This is a genomic window from Streptococcus sanguinis, from assembly GCF_008329445.1.
GTDB lineage: Bacteria > Bacillota > Bacilli > Lactobacillales > Streptococcaceae > Streptococcus > Streptococcus sanguinis_O.
Window position 1 is genome coordinate 224,980 of the sequence record NZ_VIBR01000001.1, and the last position, 25,831, is coordinate 250,810.

Below are 25,831 nucleotides of genomic sequence, written 5' to 3' on the forward strand. Positions count from 1 at the left end.
TCATGAAGTATGAAAAATATAAAGATTGTGGTATGGAATGGATAGGCGGTATACCTGTTCATTGGGACTTAATTAAATATAAATATTTCGCAAATTTATATACTGGCAATAGTATTCCAGATGAAGAAAAATATATCTATGAAGAGGTTGATGAAGGCTTTTCGTATATATCAACAAAAGATGTAGGTGTAGATAGAACTATAGACTATGACAACGGAATGCTGATTCCGTTTAGTAACAAAAAATTTAAGGTTGCACCCCAAAATAGTACGATAATGTGTATTGAAGGTGGAAGTGCAGGGATCAAAAAAGCATTTCTTGATATGGATGTGTGTTTTGGTAATAAGTTGTGTTGTTTTGATGTTAAAGGTGTTATTAATAAAAAGTATGTATATTATTTGCTAAATTCACCGGATTATGAACAATACTTCAAACTTCATGTAAATGGATTAATTGGAGGAGTAAATGTTCAAATATTAAAAAACTTTTTAGCACTACAACCTCCTATTGATGAACAAAATACTATAGTTAAATATCTCGATAATAAAACTTCTATAATTGACTCCATAATTAAGAATTTGGAAAGTGAAAAAGAGAAATTAGAGGTTTATAAAAGGGAGCTAATAGCAGAAGTAGTTACAAAAGGCCTTAATAGCAACATTCCTATGAAAGATAGTGGGGTTGAGTGGATAGGTCAAGTTCCTGAACATTGGGAAATACATCCCCTATTTTCCATTTTCAAACAAAATAAAGTGAAAAATATAGGAATGGAAAATGACAACTTATTAAGTTTAAGTTACGGGAATATTATAAGAAAGGATATAGATACTACATTTGGACTTTTACCAGCAAATTTCGAAAACTATCAAATTGTAGACAAAGGATATATTATTTTAAGATTGACTGATTTACAAAATGATAAAAAAAGCTTAAGAACTGCTTTGGTAAATGAGAAAGGAATTATTACGTCTGCTTATATTGGGTTGGAAAAAATCATTTCCAAATGTAACACCGATTATATGCATTATTTATTACATTCATATGATCTCAGGGAAGTTTTTTATAGTATGGGTAGTGGATTGAGGCAAAGTTTAAATTTTGATGATATAAAAAGGTTGCCTATAGTATTACCAAAAGATGACGAACAGAAGGAAATAGTAGAATATCTTGATTATAGAGTTAATAAAGTTGAAAGTATTAAGAATAAATTGCAATTACAAATAGAAAAATTAAGGGATTACAGAAAAATAGTAATTCATGATGCTGTAACAGGAAAGGTAAAAGTTTCGGGAGGTGGTTTTTAATGGATACAAGTGAGAGAAGATTTGAAGAAGAAATAGAATATTCTCTTCTTAATATAGGTGAAGAAAAAGATAGATATATAAAGGGTAATCCTCAAAACTATAATAGAGAACTAGCTATGGATACTGGTGCTGTTATAGATTTTATAAAAAGCACTCAGAGTAAGGAGTGGACACTGCTTACCAAAAGACATGGTGCATTGGTTGAACAAAACTTCCTTAAGAGATTAGACAATGAACTAAAAAGAAGAGGAATGATTGATGTATTAAGGCATGGAATTGATGATACAGGGGTTTCATTTAAGCTTTCGTATTTCAAACCAGGTAGTACTATGAATAAATCTGCAATCGAATCATATGATATGAATCGATTAATGATTACAAGACAGGTGCATTATAGCCTTGATAACAATAATAGCTTGGATACAGTGATTTTCTTAAACGGATTACCAATCATTACAATTGAGTTAAAAAATCAATTAACAGGTCAAAATGTACAAAATGCAATAGCTCAATATAAGAGTGATAGAAATCCTAAGGAAAAAATATTTGCATTTAAACAAAGGGCATTAGTTCATTTTGCTGTTGATACAGATGAGATTTACATGACAACTAAGCTTGATGGACAAGATACTTTCTTTTTACCATTTAATAGAGGATGGAATGATGGCGCTGGGAATCCGCCGGTAGATGGGGATTACAAGACATCATACTTATGGAAAGACATTTTACAAAAAGATAGTTTAATGGATATCATCCAAAGATTTATCCAGATAAAAAAGGATGAAAACACAGGAAAAGAAACTCTTATATTTCCTAGATTTCATCAATTGAAAGTTGTAAGAAGACTTGTTAAGGATGTATATGAAAATGGATCGGGTAAGAATTATTTGATTCAGCATTCAGCTGGCAGTGGCAAATCCAACTCAATAGCATGGTTAGCACATCATTTGTCGAATTTACATGATAAAGAAAATAAGCCTGTTTTTAATAGTGTTATAGTTATCACTGATAGAAGAGTTCTTGATAAACAACTTCAAAGGGATATCTATAACATGGAGCATAAACAAGGTGTTGTAACCAAAGTTGATAAGAATTCAAAGCAGCTTACTAAGGCTTTAGAAAACGGGGATAAAATAATTATATGTACTTTGCAGAAGTTTCCTTTTGTAGATGTTTCTAATATATCTACAAAAGATAAGCGATTCGCAATTATAGTTGATGAGGCACATTCTTCTCAAACAGGTAAATCAAGTGAAAAACTAAGAGAGACTCTTGCAGATATATCTACAAAAGGTGAGGACTACATCGAAGAAAAACTTCATGCATTTGCTGAGTACGAGGCGAAACTAGAGAAGGATTCAGAAGAAGCAGAAATAGATGAAGCTATTTCTAATGAAATGAAAACACATGGTGTACAGCCAAATCTATCATTCTTTGCTTTTACTGCTACTCCTAAGCAAAAAACATTAGAGATTTTTGGTGAAAGAGATGATAGTGGAAAACCAGGTCCTTATGATAAATACAGCATGAAACAAGCTATTGAAGAAGGATTTATCTTTGATGTGCTTCAAAACTATACTACCTATAAAACATATTTTCAGTTAGGTAAAAAAGTTAAAGATGATCCTGAGTATGAAAAGAGCAAGGCTAATAAGGCGCTTGGAAGATATATGAGCTTGCATCCGCATAATTTAAGGCAGAAAACAGAGATTATTGTTGAACATTTTAGAAACAATGTGCAGCATTTAATTGGTGGGAAAGCTAAGGCTATGTTAGTAACAGGTTCTAGGCTTCATGCTGTTAGATACTATTTTGAGTTCCAAAAATATATACAAGAAAAACAGTATGGTGATTTAGGAATATTGGTTGCATTCTCAGGGGCTGTAAAAGATAGTATAACTGGAGAAATAAAAGAGTATACTGAGGAATCATTAAATAAGTTTCCTGAAAATGAGTTGCCTGAAAAATTTGATACAGAGGAATATCAAATTTTGTTGGTTGCTGAAAAATATCAAACCGGATTTGATCAACCACTACTACATACAATGTATGTAGATAAAAAATTGTCTGGTGTTAAAGCTGTTCAAACTTTGTCCAGAATCAATAGAATGTGCAAAGGAAAAACGGATACATTTGTTTTAGATTTTGTAAATGAAAAAGAAGATATACAGAAAGCCTTTCAAGATTATTATGTATCTACCACCGTTTCTGAAACAACTGATCCAAATATCATTTATGATATAAAGAATTTCTTAGATAGTTTTATGCTATATGAAGATAAAGATATAAATAATTTAGCTAAGATATTTTTCAAATTGAAAAAGACAGAAAAGCAAATGGATCTTGGAAGATTGAATTCATATATTGATCCATCTGTAGAAAAATATATGGATTTGGATAAAGAGGAGAGATTAGACTTTAAAAATGCTCTTAATAAGTATGTTAGACTATACTCATTCTTAACCCATATCATTCAGTTAGAGGATGCCAAACTCCATAAGTTTTATGCATTTGGAAAATTGCTATTAAGGAAGCTTCCAAGAGAAAGTGGTGAGAAATTCCCGAATCTGACAAATGATGTAGAATTGCAATACTACAGAATACAAAAACAATATGAAGGTAAAATAGAGTTAGAAGTGGAAGAAGGTGTTCTAAATAATCCGACCAGCGGTACTGGAATGCCAGTTGAAGATGAGAAGGAAAACTTATCTAAAATTATTAATGATCTAAATTCAAGACTTGGAACAAATTTCACGGAGATTGATAAAGTTCTAGAGCAGATAGTTGAAGATATGTCTAAAGATGCTGAAATGGTCATAAGAGCAAAAAATCCATTAGATTTATTCAAAATTGTGTATGATGATAAAGTAATGGGTGTAGTTCTTTCTAGGATGACTAAAAACCAAGAATTCTGTGAGAAATACTTAGAGGATGAAGATTTTAGAATAGAAATTGATAAAATACTACTTCCATTAGTGTATAATCGATTAGCCGAAAAATAATAAACGAGCACTCGACTTAAAAATGATATGATACCTCTTAAGTAGACATGGTAAATAACCAAAATCTACTTAAGAGGTATTTTTATGTATAGAAGAAAAAAGGGTTGCAGGATATGCCAGAGTATCAACTGATAGTGAAGAACAGCAAACTTCCTATGAGGCACAGGTGGACTACTATACAAACTACATCAAAAGCAGAGATGACTGGGAGTTCGTACAAGTTTATACAGATGAAGGAATATCAGCTACAAACACCAAAAAGCGTGATGGTTTTAAGCGAATGGTAAAAGATGCCCTTGATGGAAAGATAGACCTTATTGTTACTAAATCAGTTAGTAGATTTGCCAGAAATACCGTAGATAGGTCTTACAGATGAAGAATTGGCTTTCTATGACGCTTTGACACAACCACAAGCAGTCAAAGACTTTTATGAAAATGATGAGCTTGTTGCAATGACTCATGAATTAACTGAGACCTTGCGCAAAAGCAGAACTATTGATTGGCAGAAAAAACATTCTGCGCGTGCTCGTATGCGCATGCTTGTTAAACGGCTCCTTAGGAAATACAAATATCCACCAGAGGGTTTCGAAGATGCCATTGTGACTGTTATCAAGCAATGTGAAATGTGGACGGATAATCCTGATAATAATTATGAGTCCTATTTATTTTCTGACCAACTGATGGCTGCTGAAAGTAGTGTAGAATTTGAATCGAAGTAAAATTTGACCGGCTATGCCGGTGGCCTTGATAAAAAAGCCTTCCTGTTGAAACTAGAGGCGGGGGAGAAGACTGAATAAATCTTTCTACTCAAGACTTTTACCATTTTACTGGTGAGAGTCTTTTGCTTGCATTAATAAACTAAAAACCCCTTTGTTAGTCGCTGTGAGCGACAAAGGGGTTTTTAGTTAGTCGATATGCCATTGTGTGGCCAGCCAGTCGGCAAAGTCGGCATAGCGCTCTTTGAGGGCTTCATGATGCCCGTAAGGGTCAAATATGGAGTAAGTAGTAAGGATTTCTTTCTGAATCAAGCGATGAATTTCTTCAGCATAGAAAGGAGCCTTGGAAAGTCGGTTCGAGTGATTCGCGCCTTCTGTCTTCCCATTCTGCAAATAAACCAGACAGTCCTTATTTTTCAAGTCCTGTGTTCGGCAATAGTCGGTAAAACCCGGGTACCAAAAGGAACCGCAGATAGAAAAGACACAAGGAATCTCGCAGCCGCTATAGAGACTGTAAACAGCTGCTAGTCCACCGAGAGAGTAGCCGCCATAGGCAATTCTCTTGTCATCCAGTCGGTAGTGCTGTCTGATTTCGGCTAATATACCGTTGAATAGTTTCTGGTGGTAGCTATTTGCTCTGCCGCCAAAATCGGGATTGCCAGGCTTTAGAGTATTGGCTTTCCAGGGTGTATAATCGTCCAGCCTGTTGTTCGATATCAGTCCGATCAAGATTACTGATGAGGAAAGCCTGCTCAGGTAGTTTATCTGTCCATCATTTAGCAAGATTGCTGGATAAGGTCGTAATCCGTCATAATCTTGGGGCAGGGCAATATTGACAGTGATACCTTCCCAGACAAAGGTCTTATTTATTGACAAAGTCATTGATTTTCTCGAGTGAGTCGATTACAGCAGGACCATAATCCATGAACTCATCATAGGAGATGGTCATGATTTTTTGATTTTTGACCGCTGGGACATCTTCCAGAACTGGATTGGCTTTCATTAGATCAACTGCTTGCTCATCCATGGACTTGTTGCGGTCGCTGGTTACGTAGATGATGACTTCTGGATCCATAGAGACCAGATTTTCCAATGTTAGGTCAGAGGTTCCAGTCGCTACATTGGTATAGCCGAGCTGGTTAAGCAGGCTCTCCTGCAGGGCAGATTTATAGGCACCGAAAGTCTCATCGTTGTAGGCACACATGATGAGCGCTTTTTTCTTTTCCCCTTGACTAGCCTTATTGGTTTTCTTGACAGTGTCAATTCTTGCCTGCAGCTGGTCAGCATACTGATTGGCCTTGTCTTGAACGTTAAAGATGGTTCCTATATTCTTGACATCTTCAACGATATTGCCTAGGTCTTGCTTAGTATTGGACAGGGAAGCCTTCTGTGTGTAGACAGGGATTTTGTTTTCATTCCAGGCACTGACTGTCCCCAGAGACTTCTCGGAAAACATCATGTTTCGGCCAAGAAGAGCGTCTGGCTCATAAGATAGCACAGTTTCCTGTGATACGGTTTTCTTGTCGCCGACTTGCGGAATGGTGGCAATATCAGCCTTGTATTTATCTGTGACATCGTTGTCTGGATTGAGCATACCGGCGATCTTGTCTTTCAATCCTAGTTCAATCAGGACTTCGGTCGTCGAAAGGTTGTTGGTGATGACCTTTTCCGGTGCCTTTTCAAAGACCTGATCAATCTCTTTGCCTTCGGCATCGTAAGTTTTGATTGTCACTGGATATTTTGTCTCTGCTGTGCTCTTTTTCGCGCTTTCTGTTTTGGAGGAAGATTGCGAAGTTGAGCTTTCTTTCGTACTTTCCTTAGATGAAGAATTGCAGGCTGCCATTGTCAGTGCAGCAGTTGCGACGAGTAAGATACTGAGTGTTTTTTTCATATTTCCTTCCTTTCTTGGGCTAGAAGCTTGTATAGATAAAGCTGAGAGCAGGCTCTTATAGATACTGAATCATGGCCTGTCGATCCTTGGTCCAGATCACTTTGCTCTGAATGCCGTAAACGGCTTGCAGTGAATCATGGGTGATGGCCTCCTTTGGAGCGCCTTGGTATGCAATCTCACCTCCTTTCATGAGGTACAAATAGTCTGAATACCGACAAGCCAGTTGGATATCATGCAAAACAGCCAAAACATTGATGTTCAGGTCTTTGACGATACGCAGCATATCCAGCTGGTATTTGATATCCAGATGATTGGTCGGCTCGTCTAGGAGCAGTAGGCTTGGCTGTTGAGCCAAAGCGCGTGCCAGCAGGACTCTTTGCTTCTCACCGCCAGACAGGGATAAATAGGTTCTCTCTCTCTTGTCCAGCATGTCCACCTGACTCAAGGCATGACGGACAAGGGCATAGTCTTTTTCGCTCTCTTTTTGAAAAAGGGACAGATGCGGCGTCCTGCCCAGCATGACGATTTCTTGGACGGTACAGTCAAACTGAAGATGGTTAAACTGAGTTACAACGGCTATTTTCTGGGCAGCTTTTTTTATGCTGACCTGTTCCAGTGGCTTTCCGTTTAGATAAATGTTCCCGCTGTCAGGTTTGATTTGGCGGTAAATGGTTTTGAGCAGACTAGTTTTACCGCTTCCGTTGGGCCCTAAAATGGTGTGAAACTGATTTCCCTCGACCTTGAGCGAAATCCCTTTTAAAATCTCTTTTGGGCCAATAGAATAGTGGATATTTTGGCAAGTTAGATCCATATCAGCTGCATCCCTCCTTTCGGCTTTTGGCTACAATGTAGATAAAGAAGGGGGCGCCGACCAAAGCGGTGAAGATCCCAATCGGCAGCTCGGCGTTTTTGACCAAAATTCGAGCCAAAACATCTGCCCAGACAAGAAAGAGTGAGCCGAGCAGAGTAGCGATAGGAAAGAGTCTTTTGTAGTTGGTACCGACTAATCTGCGAGCAATGTGCGGAGTGATTAGTCCGACGAAGCCGATAATACCGCAGCAGGCAACCAGTACCGCTGTCATGACTGCGACAACTGTGATATAGAGGAACCAGTAAAAACGCAGAGGTACTCCCAGTGTCAGAGCTGCTTCGTCCCCCATCATCATAGTATTGAAAATACGATACTGGGAACAGAAAAACAAAAAGGAAAGACCGACAACAAGAGCCGGCAAGGCTAAATCTGACCAAGAAGTTCCAGCCAGTGAGCCCATAGTCCAGAACTTAATTGTCATAACACTGTCAGCATTGGCACCGATGGAAATGATAAAGTTGGAAAAGGCGATAAAGAGGGCATTTACAACTGTTCCTGATAATATCAGACTGCTTGTCGTCATTTTTCCCTGCATGGATGCAATAAAAAGGACCACAGCCGATGCCAGAATAGCTCCTATAAAGGCGCCTGTGCCAGTAATAGATTTGAGCCCTAAGATAATGCTCAGTGTGGCTCCGAAGGTTGCACCCGCTGAAATTCCTAGGATATAAGGTTCTGCGATGGGATTATTGACAGTAGATTGCATGACGCTGCCACAGACAGAAAGGCCAGCACCAGCCAGGATTCCCAAGAGCACTCTTGGAACCCGCATGTTCCAAACAATCGCGATTGTAGACGGAGATAGTTTGCCTGTGCCAAGGGGAAATCCGAGCTTGCTGAAAATAATCTGGTAAGTATCTTGTATGTCAATAGTAACCGATCCCAAGGAGACAGCTAAAAAGAGGGAACAAGCCAGAAAAATGATGAGAAGCAAGAGCAGGCAGACATAGCGAGAAAATCCGTTATTTTCTGACCTTTTGAAGAGCATCCAGGCCTCCTTAACAATAAAGATTAGAATTTTTAGACAATTTTTCATAAAAAATTATAACATTTTTAAATCAGAAGGGCAAGAAGGGATAAAAACCTCTGATATGATAAGGATTTGTGATTCTTTCTCTTCTCAATGATGAAAACATCTTGTTGGTGTAAGAAGTGGCTAGAGCGGAGCAATTGAGTTTTTCGAAAAATCTCTGACAGACAACTTCATTGGAGGAAAAGCAGGTGAACCTAAATGACTTAGTATAATTACTAGGAAACAAGAAAAAACGACAGAAACTTTTCTATCGTTTTTTTGAAATTATAAACGCTTAAGGACTGAGACAGCTATAACAATGTTCAACAATGATAGCTTAAATAGCCAGAAGGTCTTTGCCAAGTCCAATAATCATTCAAGACATAATATAGGCTGATAAAATTCTATTCAAAATACAGCAAGTCCTTGCTAGTCTCGGTGAAGAGTTCAAAACCATTCTTAGTGACATAGCCGCAGTCTTCGATGCGGACACCGACCTTGCCAGGGATGTAAATACCAGGCTCAACAGAGAAGCACATGCCTTCTTCGATGACCATGTCGTTGCCTTCCATAATTGATGGAAATTCGTGAACATCCATACCGATACCATGGCCGAGGCGGTGATTGAAATACTCACCATAGCCCGCTTTTTCGATGACTTGCCGAGCGGCGCGGTCTACTTCATGAGCTGTGACGCCTGGCTTGATAAAGTCAAGAGCAGCTTGCTGGGCTTCCAATGTCAGATGGTAGATATCTTTTTTAAACTGATCCGGCTGGCCGACAGCAACGGTCCTTGTCATATCGCTGGCATAGCCATTGACCATGCAGCCAAGGTCAAAGAGAAGGAGGGCGTTATTTTCGACTTTATTTGCTCCGGGAATGCCATGCGGATTAGCTGCATTATTTCCTGTCAGGACCATGGTTTCAAAGCTCATCTCATAGCCTTCGCGTTTGATAGCAAAGTCAATCTGAGCAATGATATCCGTTTCGGTATTTTCCAGTGAAATATTGTCAAAACCGATATTGACAGCCTTGTCAGCATATTGCCCAGCTACCAGCATTTTCTGGATTTCATCGGCTGATTTGATCAAGCGCAAGCGATTGACATAAGGAGTCAGGTTGGTAAATTCTGCAGTTTCAAAGACAGTTTTCAATCCATGATATTTGGTCAAAATCAAGTTGTCAAACTCAAGAGCGACAGTCTTGAAGGAGTGATCCGGCAGGGCTGCTTTAATCTTCTGCCAAGGATTTTCAGAGTCTATATAGCCAAGGACTGAAAAGGGAACAGATCCTGAAGCCCGCTCAACCTCTAGAGCTGGCACGAAGAGCAGGGGCTCATGGTCAGGATAGACAAACAAAAACATCTGCCGCTCATGCGGGTCACTGTAAAAACCAGTCAGATAATTGATAGTGACTGGATCAGACAGAACAGCAGCATCTAGCTTCTCATTCTCGAGATAGTGGGTGATTTGTTGGATTTTTGTCATGGTCACAACCTTCTTTCTATGCCTCTATTTTGGCAAAAAATGTCAAAAAAAGCAAGACTTTTCAAAAACTTATCAAAATACTTGAAAGTGTTTACAAGAAGTGATAAAATGGTGAATGTAGGAAAGTGAAAACGATATTTTCAATAGAAGAAAGGAAACTATATGAACACAGACGACACAGTAACGATTTATGATGTCGCCCGTGAAGCGGGAGTTTCGATGGCGACAGTCAGTCGAGTAGTGAATGGAAACAAGAACGTCAAAGAAAACACACGTAAAAAAGTTTTAGAGGTCATTGATCGTCTTGACTATCGTCCAAATGCAGTGGCACGTGGACTAGCCAGCAAGAAGACTACAACCGTCGGCGTTGTCATTCCAAATATTACCAATAGCTATTTCTCAACCTTGGCAAAAGGGATTGATGATATTGCCGAAATGTATAAATACAACATTGTCTTGGCTAACAGCGATGAGGATGATGATAAGGAAGTATCCGTTGTCAATACTCTCTTCTCTAAGCAGGTGGATGGCATTATTTTCATGGGCTATCATTTGACAGAGAAAATTCGCTCAGAGTTTTCACGTTCACGCACACCGGTCGTTTTGGCGGGTACTGTTGATGTGGAGCATCAGCTTCCGAGCGTCAATATTGACTACAAGCAAGCAACGGTTGATGCTGTAGAATTACTGGCTAAGCGCAATAAGAAAATTGCCTTTGTCAGCGGACCACTTGTAGATGATATCAACGGGAAAATCCGTCTATCAGGCTATAAAGATGGCTTGAAGAACAAGAAACTTTCTTACAGCGAAGGCTTGGTTTTTGAGTCTAAATATTCTTATGATGATGGCTACCACTTGGCGGAGCGTGTCATTGCTTCCAAAGCAACTGCAGCTTTTGTCACAGGAGATGAATTGGCAGCAGGCCTCTTAAATGGTCTGTCTGATCAAGGAATCAAGGTTCCAGAAGATTTTGAAATCATTACCAGTGATGATTCGCAAGTAGCTCGTTTCACTCGTCCTAACCTTTCCACAATCGGTCAGCCCCTCTATGACATCGGCGCTATCAGTATGCGCATGCTGACTAAGATTATGCATAAGGAAGAATTGGAAGAACGCGAAGTTCTCCTAGCTCACAGCATTAGCGAGCGTAAATCAACTCGGAAATAAGCGGTGTTCTGCAAGTCTGATTAGGAATTTCTCTGAACTTTAAAATCGAGTGAAGAGACTAAGTCAATGACTGCTTTAATGGAGTTTCATGATTATGAAGCGAGGCTGAGGTATAGTACCTCAGCTTTTTTGTGTTTCCGTTCAGCTAGAGCGTTTTCTATATGCTATCAGGCTTTGGATGGATTTTTTACCTCATTTGCCCTTGTGGTTTTCCTTTTTATTTGATTTTCGGTATAATAGGAAGTATGAAAGTATTACTGTACCTTGAAGGAAAGTCCGTTTTGGAGAAATCAGGAATCGGCCGAGCCCTCCAGCACCAGATGCACGCCTTGGATTTGGCTGGGATTCCTTATACGACGGACGTTTTAGGAGATTATGATGTGGTCCACATCAATACCTATGGTCCCCGTAGCTTGCTTCTTCTGCATGCTGCCAAGAGGGGCAATAAAAAAGTGATTATGCATGGGCATTCGACCAAGGAGGACTTTGAAAATTCCTTTATTGGATCCAATCTCTTTGCTCCGCTTTTTGGTAAATATCTGACTCACATGTATAAAAAGGCGGATTTCATTATCACGCCATCGGAGTATTCCAAGCAGCTGATCCAGTCTTATGGGGTCACTACACCCATGGTGGCTGTGTCAAACGGTATTGACTTACCAAAATATAAGAAAGATGCTCACAAGGAAGAGGTTTTTAAAAAGTACTTCAAGATTGAAGAAGGGCAGAAGGTGGTCGTCTGTGCTGGCCTTTATTTCCGCCGCAAGGGGATTGAGGATTTTGTAGAGGTTGCTCGCAGGATGCCTGATGTGCGCTTTATCTGGCTGGGCTCTATCAATCTCTGGTTGATTCCGCGCAAGATTCGCCGGCTGGTTCTCTTTGACCATCCTGATAATGTCGAATTCCCTGGTTATTTTAAGGGAGCGGTATTTCAGGGAGCCATGTCTGGAGCAGATGCCTTCTTTTTCCCGTCCTATGAGGAAACTGAAGGAATTGTTGTCCTGGAAGCCTTGGCTAGTGAGCAGAATGTTGTGCTGCGTGATATTCCAGTCTATCAGGGCTGGGTGGATGAGCGTTCAGCCGAGCTCTGCCATAATGTAGATGAGTTTGTCCGGTCTCTGAGAAATGTCTTAGATAAAAAGGTGGACAAGCGCGAAGCAGGCTATCAGGTGGCTAAAAGCCGGTCTATTGACGATGTTGCAGATCAGTTAGTCAAGGCTTATCAAACAGTTTTGGAGATGTAAGATGCGTATTGGTCTTTTTACAGATACCTATTTTCCTCAGGTTTCTGGGGTTGCTACCAGTATTCGGACTTTGAAGACGGAGCTGGAAAAATTAGGTCACACGGTATTTATTTTTACGACGACGGACAAGGATGTCAATCGTTATGAGGATTGGCAAATTATTCGGATTCCCAGCGTACCTTTCTTTGCCTTTAAGGATCGAAGAGTGGCTTATCGAGGATTTTCTCATGCCTTAGAAATTGCCCGTCAGTACCAGCTGGACATTATCCATACCCAGACTGAGTTTTCACTAGGGCTGCTGGGGATTTGGATTGCCAAAGAGCTTCGGATTCCGGTAGTACATACCTACCATACCCAGTATGAAGATTATGTGCACTATATTGCCAAGGGGATGGTCATCCGTCCTAGTATGGTCAAGTACATCGTCCGTGGCTTCATGAGTGACTTGGATGGGGTTATCTGCCCTAGCGAGATTGTTTATGACCTTTTGGTTAATTATAAAATCGAAGCAGAAAAACGGGTGATTCCGACAGGGATTGAGCTGGCGAAGTTTGAGCGGCCGGAAATTTCGCGTGAGGATATCAAGAAACTCCGTTTCAAGCTAGGACTGGCTGAAGATGAGATTATGTTGCTCAGTCTGTCCCGTATTTCTTATGAAAAGAATATCCAGGCTATCGTTGAAGCGATGCCTGCCGTCCTTGATGAAAATGACAAAGTCAAGCTAGTCATTGTCGGTGACGGCCCTTATGCGGAAGACTTGAAAGAACTGGTTGCCAAGCTTCAGATTGAAGATGCTGTCATCTTTACAGGGATGATTGCTCCTAGTGATACGGCCCTTTACTATAAAGCTGCGGATTTCTTTATCTCTGCCTCAACCAGTGAGACCCAAGGTCTGACCTATCTGGAAAGCTTAGCCAGCGGCACGCCGATTATTGCCCATGGAAATCCTTATCTGGATAATGTTATCAGTGACAAGATTTTTGGAACCCTTTATTATCAAGAGCGGGATTTATCAGGCGCTATTTTAGAGGCAATTATTGCGACACCTGATATGGATGAGCAGAAGTTAGCAGACAAGCTCTACGAAATTTCAGCGGAGAATTTTGGTCGCAGAGTCTATGAGTTTTATCTGGATTTAACCATTTCCAAGGACTTCCACAACGAGCTTAGCCCAGAGGAAAGTGCTGCCAAGCGTCTGGCCAAGACGGTGGCCTATTTGCCTGGCAAGGTCATCTCTCTACCAATCAATGGCTCTGTTCGTATCCTCAAAGCTTCGAGTAAGCAAGTGAAAAAAATAAGGAATATAACTAAATTATTAGAATAGAAACATGCCTTGCATCATTGCGGCAATAGCTATTTATGCAAGGTTTTATTTAGAAATAGAGGAGAAATCTTATGAAAAAATATCTCAAACAGTTGCCGTGGCTGCTTTTGTTCTATGGCATTTTCATTGCTTCAGATTGGATTTGGCAAGAGCTTTGGAGATATCTTATAGACAATACAGAAAGTATGGGAAGCGATTTGAGCTGGCTTTCTAATCTTAATTTATTTTATTATGCTGTGCTGCTTCCTTTGTTTGGTGCAGTGATTGTTTATATAAATACTCGGATGCAAGGTTTTTCTCTGCCCTTTCTTCTTTTGATTCCAGGGGTTCAGTATTATTATCTATTCAAAAACTTTTTTGACGGACTTTTTTACTCAGGAGACAAGATTTATAATCCAATCACTTCCACGCTTTATAATGCTAGGGATATTCATGTCTTGTTATTCCTTTCTTTGGGAGGAATGCTGTTGGCAGAGCAATACCGCAAAAAACGTCAAGCTGCAACTTTGAGTCAAGAGGCTCTAAATCATTTTTCTGGTTTTGATGGTCAATAGCTCTTGCAAATTTTTCCAATCGTGCTATAATGTTTTCTAGAGACATATCACCTGCAGGAAATCTTTTAGAGAGCGCGTGGAGCTGGAAATCGCGTAGAGGATGCAGTTGAGACTACTCTATCAGCTTTTATGCAAACATAAAACGGTGGCTACGTTAGAGCCGATTCGAGGTGTAAGTCTTTTGACTTGCATAAATGAAGGTGGAACCACGTTGCGACGTCCTTTTACGGATGTCGTTTTTTGTTTTCATTTTTCTTTTGTTGCTTTTTGAGTGGCGAGAGATGGCTTTTCCTTTGCTACAATATTATAAAAAATAAAATGAATAAAGGAGATCTGTATGGGATTCAAATTCGAAGAAATTAAGGCTTATTTAATGAAACATGGCTTAGATTCTAGCATAGCTGAGTCGCTGCATGCAGTCTATGGAACTCAGCGTTTGGGAGGCACTGCAAATGCCTACTTTTTAATTGTTTTTACTGTGACAGGAATCTACATCATTTCTATTACCCCTATGGGGAAATTAGGAGATATTGTAGGAGAATTTTCAGCAGAAGATATCCAAGCATATCAATTTAAGAAGCGCTTGTTCATGGGATATAAACTTAAGTTTTCGATGAATGATAAACAGAGTTTTGAATTTAATGTTAATAAGGTAATGATTGGTGCTGGCTGGCATAAAACTGAGCTACAAGAAATCCTAGAAATCAACTATTACAATAAAAGAATAGATTCTTAAAATATTTGGATGATAGATAAGGAGAAAACACATGATTAAGATTACTTTCCCAGATGGCGCTGTTCGTGAATTCGAATCTGGCGTTACAACTTTTGAAATTGCTCAATCTATCAGCAATTCCCTAGCTAAAAAAGCTTTGGCTGGTAAATTCAATGGCAAATTGATTGATACGACTCGTGCTATCACTGAAGATGGTGCTATTGAAATCGTGACACCTGACCACGAAGATGCTTTAGATATCTTGCGTCACTCTGCAGCCCACTTGTTTGCGCAAGCAGCTCGCCGTCTTTTCCCAGATATTCACTTGGGCGTTGGTCCTGCCATTCAGGATGGTTTCTACTACGATACAGATAATGAAGCAGGGCAAATTTCAAATGAAGACCTGCCTCGTATCGAAGAAGAAATGAAGAAAATCGTCAAAGAAAACTTCCCGTCCATCCGTGAGGAAGTGACCAAGGATGAGGCCCGTGAAATTTTCAAAAACGATCCTTACAAGTTGGAATTGATTGAAGAGCACTCAGAAGACGAGGGCGGTTTGACCATCTACCGTCAGGGTGAATATGTGGATCTCTGCCGTGGGCCTCATGTCCCATCAACTGGTCGTATCCAAATCTTCCACCTCTTGAATGTGGCTGGAGCATACTGGCGCGGGAACAGCGACAATGCTATGATGCAGCGGGTCTATGGTACTGCTTGGTTTGACAAGAAAGACCTGAAGAAATATCTGCAAATGCGGGAAGAAGCTAAAGAACGCGACCACCGTAAGTTAGGTAAAGAACTGGATCTCTTCATGATTTCACAAGAAGTGGGTCAAGGCTTGCCATTCTGGCTGCCAAACGGTGCGACGGTCCGTCGCGAGTTGGAGCGCTACATCGTTGACAAAGAGTTGGCTTCAGGCTACCAACACGTCTACACTCCGCCTTTGGCCTCTGTGGAGCTTTATAAGACTTCTGGTCACTGGGAGCACTACCAGGAGGATATGTTCCCAACCATGGATATGGGTGATGGAGAAGAGTTTGTTCTTCGTCCTATGAACTGTCCTCACCACATCCAAGTCTACAAACACCACGTTCATTCTTACCGTGAGCTTCCAATCCGTATTGCTGAGATTGGCATGATGCACCGCTACGAAAAATCTGGTGCCCTGACTGGTCTTCAACGTGTACGTGAAATGTCCTTGAACGATGGTCACCTCTTTGTTACTCCTGAACAAATCCAAGAAGAATTCCAGCGTGCGCTGCAGTTGATTATCGACGTTTATGCCGACTTCAACTTGACAGAATATCGTTTCCGTCTGTCTCTTCGTGACCCTCAAGATACTCACAAGTACTTTGACAACGATGAGATGTGGGAAAATGCCCAAACCATGCTGCGAGCAGCCTTGGACGAAATGGGTGTGGACTACTTTGAGGCAGAAGGAGAAGCAGCTTTCTACGGTCCGAAACTCGATATCCAGGTTAAAACAGCCCTTGGAAATGAGGAAACTCTGTCAACTATCCAGCTGGACTTTCTCTTGCCAGAGCGTTTTGACCTCAAGTATGTTGGAGCTGATGGTGAAGAGCATCGCCCAGTTATGATTCACCGTGGGGTTATCTCAACGATGGAGCGCTTCACAGCTATCTTGATTGAAAATTACAAGGGTGCCTTCCCGACTTGGCTGGCTCCGCATCAAGTGACTTTGATTCCTGTTTCTAACGAAGCCCATATTGACTATGCTTGGCAAGTAGCTAAGAAGCTGCGCGACAAGGGTGTTCGTGCTGATGTGGATGAGCGTAATGAAAAAATGCAGTACAAGATTCGTGCCTCACAAACTAGCAAGATTCCTTATCAGCTCATCGTTGGTGATAAGGAAGTAGAAGACGGGACTGTCAATGTCCGCCGCTACGGTCAAAAAGAAACACATACAATACCAGTAGACGAATTTGTAGAGCAAATCTTAGCAGACATTGCTAGCAAATCACGCCTTGAAAAGTAGAACTCATTGGATAGCGATTAAACCCGAGCAATTAGCTCGGGTTTTATTGTTTTCTATCTGTAGGTAGAAACTTCTTTAACTAATTATGTTAGCAAGTTTTATCTTAATTCAAGTATTTATCCACATAATCATCAAAATCAGGATACTCATTTCGGTTCATAGCATAGAGCATTTCCCCATAGAGAGGGTCACTTGACGGGTCATCGGGTTCTAGAAGAGTAGCTATTTTCATATCATCATCTGGGAAAAGGATGGTGTAGTGATAGGTGTCACTGACAGTGATACTGTAATATTTGGTGTTATCTTGATAGCCTGACTTATCTATCTTATAGTGAAATTCTTTATCACCTAGCTTGCCGGTCTTGTCATTGAAGACAATGTCAATGTCCTCGCCGTTTGCTTTCTGAGCCTTCCATTTTCCTTGAAAGCTAGTGTGCTGACCACAAGCGCTGAGAAAGATTAGTGTTAAGAAAGTGGTGAAAAGCAATGTCAGTTTTTTCATATCGTTCTCCTTGTCTATCCTTTGATATTATTCTACCACAAATATTAAAAATAAAAAAGCTGAGTTGGTAAACTCAACTTTTGGACAGTTGATCTGTATCTGAGCTACTTATTCTGCAGCTTGAGCCCAGCGTTGGGATAGCTTGCGCGAGAAGCTGGAAATGGCGAAGTTAATCAAGAAATAGATGGCTGCTACTAACAGATAGAGCGCGAAGACCTGTTCAGCTTCAAAATAGCGTCCCATTAGAATTTGAGCAGAACCAAAGAGTTCTTGGAGCGCAATAACAGAATAGAGCAGGCTGGTATCCTTAATCACTGTGACAAACTGAGAAATGATGGCTGGCAGCATTTTCCGAATAGCCTGAGGTAGGATGATAAAACGCAAAATCTGAAACTGAGTAAATCCTTGAGATAAGCCAGCTTCAGTCTGACCTGGGTCAATGGCATTGAGACCGCCTCGGATAATTTCTGCCAAAGCAGCAGAAGTAAAGACAGTGAAGCTGATGATACCGGCTGGCGTTGATTTAATCTGAAAGACTAAAAAGATAGTGAAAATCCAGAGCAGATTGGGTACATTACGGACAAATTCGATGTAAATGCTGGCAATCAGCTTGAGCAGTTTATTTTTTCCGTTTCTCATGACGGCTAGAATAGTTCCAAAAATCGTGGATAGGACAATGGAAATGAAAGAAATTTGCAGCGTCAGCCAGAGCCCCTTAAGGATAAAGAGGAGGTTGTTTGCGGTTAAGACTTTTAAAATATTTTCCATAGAGACCTCCTTAGATGCTGTAAGCTTGTTTATTGGCTTCCTCTACCCTACGTCCCCAGCTAGCGATTGGGAAGCAAAGGAGGAAGTAGAGCAAAGCTGCTCCAGCAAAGGCTGGGATGTAGTTGGAGTTCAGAGCAGACCAAGACTTGGTCACGAACATCAGATCCATACCAGAGATAATAGCGACGGTAGAAGTGTTTTTTATCAGATTGACGACCTGATTGATTAACGGTGGCAGGATAATCCGAAAAGCTTGGGGCAGGATGATGTATCGCATGGTTTCTACATAGGTAAAGCCCTGAGATAGTGCAGCTTCAGTCTGTCCGCGAGGAATGGACTGGATACCTGAGCGGATGACTTCGGCGATGTAAGCACCGTGATACAGTCCTACACAGAGAACCGCAGTCCAATAGATTGAGGGCATGATGGTGTAATTGCTGACTAGCGGAAGACCGTAAAAGACAATTACAAATTGAACTAAGAGTGGTGTATTCTGATAAAACTCAACAAAAATACGAGCTAGGCCACGTAGAACTTTATGCTTACCTGTGCTGATAGCTCCAAAGAAAATCCCTAGTAGAAGAGCCAAGGTCAGGGCACCGATAGAAATAGCTAAGGTAAAGAGGAATCCTTGGAAAAACTTGCCAAAGTCCGCAAAGTAGGCCTGCCAAGAAGAAATACTAAAACTCATGGGATCTCCTTTCTAATCATCCGTTGAAGCAGATGGTTTTAAATCATATTTGTCATAAAGTTTCTGCAGACTGCCGTTTTCCTTCCATTTAGAGATTAGGCCATCTACATAGTCATTCAATTGAGTATTGGATTTTTTTGTTACCACACCATAATCGGCTTTTTTGAAGCTGTAATCCAGAATGTTTGACTTGGAGCTTACATAGCCGGTCAAGATGGATTTGTCAACAGAAATGGCATCAATACGGTGAGCCCGCAAGGAAACAGCAAGTTCCGGATAGGAGCCTAACTCCACATATTTGAAGTTGAGTTTTTTCTCTTGGGCGATTTCTTCTAGCAAGCTCTGAGTGATAGAGCCTTGGACGACGCCGATAGTCTTATTATTCAAGTCCTTGACGTCTGTAATTTTGCTGGATTTATTAACCAAAAAACCAGAAGCATCGGTGTAGTAAGGGGTTGTGAAATTATAGATTTCCTTACGCTCATCTGTGATGGTAAAAGTCGCAATTACCATGTCAACTTGTCCGTTGTCCAGAAGTGGTCCGCGAGTTTGTGCGGTAACTGGGACGTAGTTGATTTTGACGCCTAGTTCCTTAGCAATCTTCTTTGCAATATCGATTTCTAGACCGCTGTAGGAATTACTATCAGGATTGAGGTAACCAAAGTTAGGTACATCCTGCTTAACACCGACATTGAGGACTCCGCGTTTCTGGATAGCCTTGACCTGTTGGCTGGTAGTGGAATCGGCTTGTGCAGGAGCCACATGAATCAAGCCTAGAGTCAGAAGGAGTAAGAGTAGGCTGATGATTATTTTTTTAAGTTTCATAGGTCTTCTCCTTTTTAAGAAAGCACGTTATCACTCTCGTGGTTGATAATTTTACTGAGAAACTGCTTAGCGCGAGGCTCGGTAGGATTGTCAAAGAAAGCATCAACATCAGTAGTATCCACCAGCACTTCACCGTCTGCCATGAAGATAATACGGTCAGCTACCTCACGAGCAAAGCCCATTTCGTGTGTAACCACAATCATGTTCATGCCGTCTTTGGCTAATTTTTGCATAACAGCCAGAACATCCCCGATTGTTTCAGGGTCTAGGGCAGAAGTTGGTTCATCAAAGAGCAGGAGCTCAGGATGCATGGCTAAACCGCGGGCAATGGCAATCCTTTGCTTTTGTCCACCGGACAGCATGCCTGGATAAGAGTCTTTCTTGTCCCACATGTTGACAAATTCTAGATATTTTTGAGCGATTTTTTTAGCTTCTTGTTTATCCATTCCTAGAACTTTAATAGGTGCCAAGGTAACATTTTCTAACACCGTTTTGTGGGGGTAAAGATTAAAATGTTGAAAGACCATTCCGACTTCTTTGCGTAAGTTGACCAAATCTTTGGCAGCAGTGTTCGTGACCTCGTGGCCATTGACGATCAAGCTCCCCTGATCAATGCCTTCTAAAGCGTTGATTGTACGGATAAGAGTAGATTTTCCTGAACCGGATGGACCCAACAGTACAACCACTTGCCCTTTTTCAAAACTGAGATTGATATTGCGCAGAGCATGGTAGTCTCCGTAATACTTTTCGACATTTTTAAATTCAACTAAAGCCATATCTTTCTCCTTTGTGTTAGATAATATGACATAGATTTTACCATAGAATAAATAAACTGTCAAATTGAATAAAAATGAGTATTTCCATTCAGAGAAAAATTTTTTTGGATGAGAATTGTCCATTTTCTACAAATGTGGAATAAAAATGGCTTGAATTAGTGTTTTTTAAGAAAACTTTGGTATAATAAGACTATATAAATAAATAAAATTGGATTGGGAGTCTAGCTAGGCAAACTAGATTGCCTTTTGCACGTTTTGATGCAGGACGACTTAGCTGACTATGTCATAACTTTTCTATCATGGAGTTGATTCAATCCCAATCTTATGTTAAGGTGAACATATGAAGAAAATATTAGTTGTAGATGATGAGAAACCAATCTCAGATATTATTAAGTTTAATATGGCCAAGGAAGGCTATGAGGTTTTGACTGCCTTTGATGGTAAGGAAGCCTTGGAAATGTTTGAGGCAGAACAGCCAGACATCTTGATTCTGGATTTGATGCTGCCAGAAGTGGATGGACTGGAAGTGGCTCGGACTATTCGCAAGACCAGCAATGTTCCGATTATTGTATTGTCTGCTAAGGACAGTGAGTTTGACAAGGTTATCGGTCTTGAAATCGGTGCAGATGACTATGTGACCAAGCCTTTCTCAAATCGTGAGCTGCAGGCGCGCGTCAAGGCACTTCTTCGTCGGGCAGACCTTGTTGTTGAAAATCAAGTAGAAGAAAGTGGCCCGAACGAGCTGACCATTGGGGAACTGCAGATTTTGCCAGATGCTTTTGTAGCTAAGAAGCATGGCAAGGAGCTGGAACTGACCCACCGCGAGTTTGAATTGCTTCACCATTTGGCGACACATATCGGCCAGGTAATGACACGTGAGCATTTACTGGAAACGGTATGGGGCTATGACTATTTTGGTGATGTCCGTACAGTGGATGTGACTATCCGCCGCTTGCGTGAAAAGATTGAAGATACGCCAAGCCGGCCCGAGTATATCTTGACTCGCCGCGGAGTTGGCTACTATATGAGAAATAATGATTGAAGCAATTAAACAATTTGTGGTTTCTGCGGATTTTGTCTTTGCAATCATTATTATTGGCTTCATTGTAGTTGTGGCCTTGCTTTTATTGGAAAATCGCCGTGATAACCAAAAGCTTGTACAACTTAATCAAAAGGTTAAAGATTTGATTGCAGGTGACTATTCTGAAGTGCTGGACATGCAAGGGAGTCCGGAAATCACAGATATGACCAACAGTATCAATGATCTTTCAGAGGTCATTCGACTGACACATGAAAACCTTGAGCAAGAAACAAAACGCCTTTCCAGTATCCTGTCCTATATGACAGATGGCGTGCTTGCGACCAACCGCCGAGGGCAGATTATCACTATCAACGATATGGCAACCAAGCAGTTGGGAGTTAAGAGAGATGAGGTCCAAAATATGAGTATTTTGGATCTGCTTTCGATTTCAGACGAGTATGATTTGAGGGACCTGATTACCAATGTTCCTGAGCTGACGATAGATTCTCAGGATGAAAATGGTGAGTACTTGAGCTTGCGGGTTCGCTTTGCCTTGGTACGGCGGGAGTCGGGCTTCATTTCTGGTTTGGTAGCTGTCTTGCATGACACGACAGAGCAGGACAAGGAAGAGCGGGAGCGTCGCCTCTTTGTTTCCAACGTCAGCCACGAGTTGCGGACTCCGCTGACCAGTGTTAAGTCCTATCTGGAAGCCCTGGATGAGGGAGCCTTGTCTGAGCCTGTAGCACCCGACTTTGTCAAAGTATCGCTCAATGAAACCAACCGCATGATGCGGATGGTGACGGACTTGCTTAGTCTGTCCCGTATTGACAATGAGACCAGTCATCTGGAAGTAGAGCTGACGAATTTCACAGCCTTTATCACCTTTATCCTCAATCGCTTTGACAAGATAAAGAATCAAGACGAGACCAAGAAATACGAGATTATCCGTGATTATCCCATTACACCGATTTGGGTGGAGATTGATACAGATAAGCTGACTCAGGTGATTGATAATATCATGAACAATGCCATCAAGTATTCGCCGGATGGTGGAACCATTACTGTTTCCATCAAGACAACAGATGAGCAGTTGATTCTCTCGATTGCGGATGAAGGTCTGGGAATTCCCAAGCAGGACCTGCCTAAGATTTTTGACCGCTTTTATCGAGTGGACAAGGCACGCAGCCGTGCTCAGGGCGGAACGGGTCTAGGACTGGCTATTGCCAAGGAAATTATCAAGCAGCATCAGGGCTTTATCTGGGCTAAGAGTGAGTATGGTGTGGGCTCGACCTTTACCATTGTCTTGCCTTATGAGAATGATGGCGTCCGGGATGACGACTGGGATAATGAAGATGATATATAGAAAGTAAACATGACTAAAGGATTTCAATACAGTATTCTGGCGTCAGGATCAAGCGGTAATTGTTTCTATCTGGAAACAGACCAAAAGCGGATTCTGGTTGACGCTGGCTTATCAGGGAAAAAAATTACGAGCTTGCTGGGCGAAATTGACCGCAAGCCTGAGGATTTGGATGCTATTTTAGTAACCCATGAGCACAAGGACCACATTCATGGTGTTGGTGTATTGGCTCGCAAGTATCATCTGGATATTTATGCTAATGAGGCTACTTGGAAGGCTATGGAAAAGGACTTGGGCAAGCTGGATGCTAGTCAAAAGCATATCTTTGAGTTAGGCAAGACCAAGACCTTTGGAGACTTGGATGTGGAGAGCTTTGGTGTCAGTCATGACGCAGCCTGTCCGCAATTTTACCGCTTTATGAAGGATGACAAGAGTTTTGTCATGCTGACGGATACGGGCTATGTCAGTGACCGGATGGCTGGGATTATCGAAAATGCCGACGGGTACTTGATTGAGAGCAACCATGATATTGAAATTCTTCGCAGCGGTGCCTATCCTTGGAGTCTCAAGCAGCGGATTCTTTCGGATATGGGTCACTTGTCCAATGAAGATGGAGCAGAGACCATGATTCGGACTCTGGGCAATCGTACCAAGCGGATCTATCTAGGGCATCTCAGTAAGGAAAACAATATCAAGGAATTGGCTCACATGACCATGGTCAATCAACTGGCTCAAGCTGATATGGCGGTTGGCCACGACTTCCAGGTCTATGATACCTCGCCTGATACCGCAACGCCTTTGACGAGTATTTAAAAGTTTTCATCAAAGGAACTTTTTGAAGTGAAAAGATGGACAAAATCGAAAGTAAGTTACTTCGCAATTAGGGTTTACAATCTCAACAGCCAGTTGTTGTTGAGAAATCAGATGGGGAATCAAGACCTTTTGAACATAGTAAAGCTAGACTGAGACACTTTTGTCCCAGTCTCTTTTTCTCTACTTTAAAGGACTGTGTGATATAATAAGTTAATACAAAAATAGTTGTGGTAAGTTTTTATGCGAGAAGCTGATTTCAATCGTATTGCCCAAGGGAGGTTCTGAGAATGTTTCGAAAAAAATATATCTTAATTACCATTATGGCTGTAGGACTTGCATTGATAGGTGCTTTTATCTATTGTTACATAGCGTTCAATAGGAAAGTACCAAAAGTTGAATATGGAGAAATTAAGAAGCCAAAAATAGAAAATATTGAAACTTTCGGTGATAAAAATCAGTTTGTTTTGATACAATCATCCAACAAAGATATATTTCCAAATGGAGGCCTTGGGCAGCGCTACTTAGTGACAGATGAGCGGAGATTTGATAGAGCCAGTTCTTCGGAGAGACCATCAGAAGGTTGGTATTGGAATATATACATCTATGATATTGAGCAGAAGAAACCAAGCGCTCATAAGGTGGATTTGTATGCTTTGGTAAAAAAATATGATTCCTCTTACTATTTAGGGGCCTTAGGAAGCGTTATTTACCAAGATGGTCAAGATTATCAAATTTTGGAGCTCCGTAAGTGGAAGGGAGATAGTCCCACATTTGTCTTATTAAATTTAGAAACATATAAGATAGAAGATGAGAATCCCATCTTGCACCATTTAGAATCACGCTATCAATATAGATTGGGAGATTTGATTTATGGGACAAATTTTTATGATATTCTCAAAGAAAGAGGCGCTTCGCTGGATAGAGATCGACTGACTTTGAATTCTGGTAGTAAGTTGTCGGAGGAGATTAATTTAAGTCGAGAGTATCCAGAAATTATACAGCATATGGAAGATGATTCACAAATAAGTTCTATTGGATTTCGTCAAGGATTGGTTACTGCAGAAGAAGAATACCAAATCCTACGCCATTGGTTTACTCCAGTAGGTGAAAAAACAGTTGATATTGTTACGAGTGAAGATTATAATGAGAATAAAACATTAGATACTTATAAAGACTACATGGAGTGGCAAAAAGAAGTCTCTAAAATTCAAGAGCAGCGAAAAAAAGAGATGGAGAATAAAAATGAGCAGAAGAACAATTAAAAATTCATCTATACCCGTTTTAAATATTAAAAATCGATAGTTTGAACTTTTCTTAGTCAGAGAATGAACTTAAGTGATTCTTAAATATCGGAAAGGAGCTTGTATGCGGCCAATTTACTTTGTGGTAGGTCTATTATCTTTAGGGTTAGGAGTTTTGGGGATTTTTCTGCCTCTCCTGCCGACGACACCATTTCTTCTCTTGTCCATTGCCTGCTTTTCGCGCAGTTCCAAGCGCTTTGAGAATTGGCTCTATCATACAAAGATGTATCAGACCTATGTGGCGGATTTTCGAGAGACGGGAACGATTGCCAAGGAGCGTAAGAAAAAGATTATCGTTTCCATCTATATCTTGATGGGTATTTCCATTTTTCTAGCGCCTATTATTTGGGTTAAGATTGGACTGTTGGGTCTGACCGTTTTTATCACCTATTATTTGTTTAAAGTAATTCCGGATAAGGAATAGAAATCACTGTCAGCAGGTGCGTTTGCGCCTGTTTTTTGTTATAATAGAGACTGTATATCTTTGGAAA

Annotated in this window: 23 protein-coding genes and 2 pseudogenes; 15 read left to right on the forward strand and 10 right to left on the reverse strand. The window is 40.7% G+C overall.

The window, feature by feature from the left end; translation table 11 throughout:
* Positions 1-2 precede the first annotated feature (2 nt).
* The 4 genes and pseudogenes from FKX92_RS01190 to FKX92_RS01205 form a co-directional block, all read left to right on the forward strand.
* On the forward strand, positions 3-1,304 hold the full coding sequence (locus FKX92_RS01190) for a restriction endonuclease subunit S (protein WP_149565275.1): 1,302 nt from the start codon (positions 3-5) through the stop codon (positions 1,302-1,304).
* Complete coding sequence (locus tag FKX92_RS01195) at positions 1,304-4,306, forward strand: type I restriction endonuclease subunit R (protein ID WP_149565276.1); 3,003 nt, start codon at positions 1,304-1,306, stop codon at positions 4,304-4,306. Before FKX92_RS01190 ends, FKX92_RS01195 begins: the two co-directional genes overlap by 1 nt.
* A 94-nt stretch (positions 4,307-4,400) precedes the next feature.
* A pseudogene (locus FKX92_RS01200) lies at positions 4,401-4,667 on the forward strand (recombinase family protein); the annotation flags it as partial.
* Positions 4,666-5,025 (forward strand): annotated as a pseudogene (locus tag FKX92_RS01205) (type I restriction enzyme endonuclease domain-containing protein); the annotation flags it as partial. The pseudogenes FKX92_RS01200 and FKX92_RS01205, both read left to right, overlap by 2 nt.
* A 186-nt stretch (positions 5,026-5,211) precedes the next feature.
* On the opposite strand, the gene FKX92_RS01215 reads toward FKX92_RS01205, so the two are convergent.
* From FKX92_RS01215 to FKX92_RS01235, 5 genes are all read right to left on the reverse strand, one after another.
* Positions 5,212-5,904, reverse strand: a complete 693-nt coding sequence (locus FKX92_RS01215; RefSeq protein WP_149565277.1) for an alpha/beta hydrolase-fold protein — start codon at positions 5,902-5,904, stop codon at positions 5,212-5,214.
* Positions 5,885-6,913, reverse strand: coding sequence for an ABC transporter substrate-binding protein (locus tag FKX92_RS01220; protein ID WP_149565278.1), 1,029 nt, complete (start codon positions 6,911-6,913; stop codon positions 5,885-5,887). Before FKX92_RS01220 ends, FKX92_RS01215 begins: the two co-directional genes overlap by 20 nt.
* 55 nt (positions 6,914-6,968) lie before the next feature.
* The gene (locus FKX92_RS01225; protein ID WP_149565279.1) at positions 6,969-7,724 is read right to left on the reverse strand and encodes an ABC transporter ATP-binding protein; all 756 of its coding nucleotides are present in this window, start codon (positions 7,722-7,724) and stop codon (positions 6,969-6,971) included.
* Position 7,725: 1 nt separating this feature from the next.
* The gene (locus FKX92_RS01230; RefSeq protein WP_149565280.1) at positions 7,726-8,772 is read right to left on the reverse strand and encodes a FecCD family ABC transporter permease; all 1,047 of its coding nucleotides are present in this window, start codon (positions 8,770-8,772) and stop codon (positions 7,726-7,728) included.
* A gap of 428 nt (positions 8,773-9,200) precedes the next feature.
* Entirely contained in the window at positions 9,201-10,283 is a 1,083-nt protein-coding gene (locus tag FKX92_RS01235) for a M24 family metallopeptidase (protein WP_149565281.1), read from the reverse strand.
* 162 nt (positions 10,284-10,445) lie between these two features.
* On the opposite strand from FKX92_RS01235, the gene ccpA reads away from it, so the two are divergent.
* The 6 genes from ccpA (at position 10,446) to thrS (ending at position 17,283) form a co-directional block, all read left to right on the forward strand.
* Positions 10,446-11,450 carry a catabolite control protein A gene (gene ccpA / locus FKX92_RS01240; protein ID WP_002894913.1) on the forward strand — a complete coding sequence of 335 codons (1,005 nt, stop codon included), beginning with the start codon at positions 10,446-10,448 and terminating at the stop codon, positions 11,448-11,450.
* A gap of 245 nt (positions 11,451-11,695) precedes the next feature.
* Entirely contained in the window at positions 11,696-12,694 is a 999-nt protein-coding gene (locus FKX92_RS01245) for a glycosyltransferase family 4 protein (RefSeq protein ID WP_149565282.1), read from the forward strand.
* A gap of 1 nt (position 12,695) precedes the next feature.
* A complete protein-coding gene (locus FKX92_RS01250) occupies positions 12,696-14,018 on the forward strand; it encodes a glycosyltransferase family 4 protein (RefSeq protein ID WP_149565283.1) in 1,323 nt (440 codons plus the stop codon).
* A gap of 71 nt (positions 14,019-14,089) precedes the next feature.
* Positions 14,090-14,572 carry a hypothetical protein gene (locus tag FKX92_RS01255; RefSeq protein ID WP_002909288.1) on the forward strand — a complete coding sequence of 161 codons (483 nt, stop codon included), beginning with the start codon at positions 14,090-14,092 and terminating at the stop codon, positions 14,570-14,572.
* A 337-nt stretch (positions 14,573-14,909) separates the two neighbouring features.
* The gene (locus FKX92_RS01260) at positions 14,910-15,308 is read left to right on the forward strand and encodes a hypothetical protein (RefSeq protein ID WP_002909290.1); all 399 of its coding nucleotides are present in this window, start codon (positions 14,910-14,912) and stop codon (positions 15,306-15,308) included.
* A 31-nt stretch (positions 15,309-15,339) separates the two neighbouring features.
* On the forward strand, positions 15,340-17,283 hold the full coding sequence (thrS, locus tag FKX92_RS01265) for a threonine--tRNA ligase (protein WP_125340945.1): 1,944 nt from the start codon (positions 15,340-15,342) through the stop codon (positions 17,281-17,283).
* A gap of 103 nt (positions 17,284-17,386) precedes the next feature.
* Here the strand turns inward: thrS and FKX92_RS01270 are convergent, their stop codons facing one another.
* The 5 genes from FKX92_RS01270 to FKX92_RS01290 form a co-directional block, all read right to left on the reverse strand.
* Positions 17,387-17,785, reverse strand: coding sequence for a hypothetical protein (locus FKX92_RS01270; RefSeq protein WP_002918684.1), 399 nt, complete (start codon positions 17,783-17,785; stop codon positions 17,387-17,389).
* Positions 17,786-17,893: 108 nt separating this feature from the next.
* On the reverse strand, positions 17,894-18,553 hold the full coding sequence (locus FKX92_RS01275) for an amino acid ABC transporter permease (protein WP_149565284.1): 660 nt from the start codon (positions 18,551-18,553) through the stop codon (positions 17,894-17,896).
* A 10-nt stretch (positions 18,554-18,563) separates the two neighbouring features.
* Complete coding sequence (locus FKX92_RS01280; protein ID WP_149565285.1) at positions 18,564-19,244, reverse strand: amino acid ABC transporter permease; 681 nt, start codon at positions 19,242-19,244, stop codon at positions 18,564-18,566.
* A 12-nt stretch (positions 19,245-19,256) separates the two neighbouring features.
* Positions 19,257-20,069: a transporter substrate-binding domain-containing protein gene (locus tag FKX92_RS01285; RefSeq protein ID WP_149565286.1), complete on the reverse strand. Its 813-nt coding sequence runs from the start codon at positions 20,067-20,069 to the stop codon at positions 19,257-19,259.
* A 14-nt stretch (positions 20,070-20,083) separates the two neighbouring features.
* The gene (locus FKX92_RS01290) at positions 20,084-20,845 is read right to left on the reverse strand and encodes an amino acid ABC transporter ATP-binding protein (RefSeq protein WP_002920730.1); all 762 of its coding nucleotides are present in this window, start codon (positions 20,843-20,845) and stop codon (positions 20,084-20,086) included.
* Between the two features lie 340 nt (positions 20,846-21,185).
* Here FKX92_RS01290 and yycF point away from each other — a divergent pair, with 340 nt between their 5' ends.
* The 5 genes from yycF to FKX92_RS01315 all read left to right on the forward strand — a co-directional run bounded on the left by yycF (position 21,186) and on the right by FKX92_RS01315 (position 25,764).
* The gene (gene yycF / locus FKX92_RS01295) at positions 21,186-21,887 is read left to right on the forward strand and encodes a response regulator YycF (RefSeq protein WP_002894937.1); all 702 of its coding nucleotides are present in this window, start codon (positions 21,186-21,188) and stop codon (positions 21,885-21,887) included.
* Positions 21,880-23,229 carry a cell wall metabolism sensor histidine kinase VicK gene (gene vicK / locus FKX92_RS01300; protein ID WP_125331413.1) on the forward strand — a complete coding sequence of 450 codons (1,350 nt, stop codon included), beginning with the start codon at positions 21,880-21,882 and terminating at the stop codon, positions 23,227-23,229. Before yycF ends, vicK begins: the two co-directional genes overlap by 8 nt.
* 9 nt (positions 23,230-23,238) lie before the next feature.
* The gene (locus FKX92_RS01305; protein ID WP_002913382.1) at positions 23,239-24,039 is read left to right on the forward strand and encodes an MBL fold metallo-hydrolase; all 801 of its coding nucleotides are present in this window, start codon (positions 23,239-23,241) and stop codon (positions 24,037-24,039) included.
* A gap of 287 nt (positions 24,040-24,326) precedes the next feature.
* The gene (locus tag FKX92_RS01310; RefSeq protein ID WP_149565287.1) at positions 24,327-25,301 is read left to right on the forward strand and encodes a hypothetical protein; all 975 of its coding nucleotides are present in this window, start codon (positions 24,327-24,329) and stop codon (positions 25,299-25,301) included.
* A gap of 103 nt (positions 25,302-25,404) precedes the next feature.
* A complete protein-coding gene (locus FKX92_RS01315) occupies positions 25,405-25,764 on the forward strand; it encodes a YbaN family protein (RefSeq protein WP_002903152.1) in 360 nt (119 codons plus the stop codon).
* Positions 25,765-25,831 lie beyond the last annotated feature (67 nt).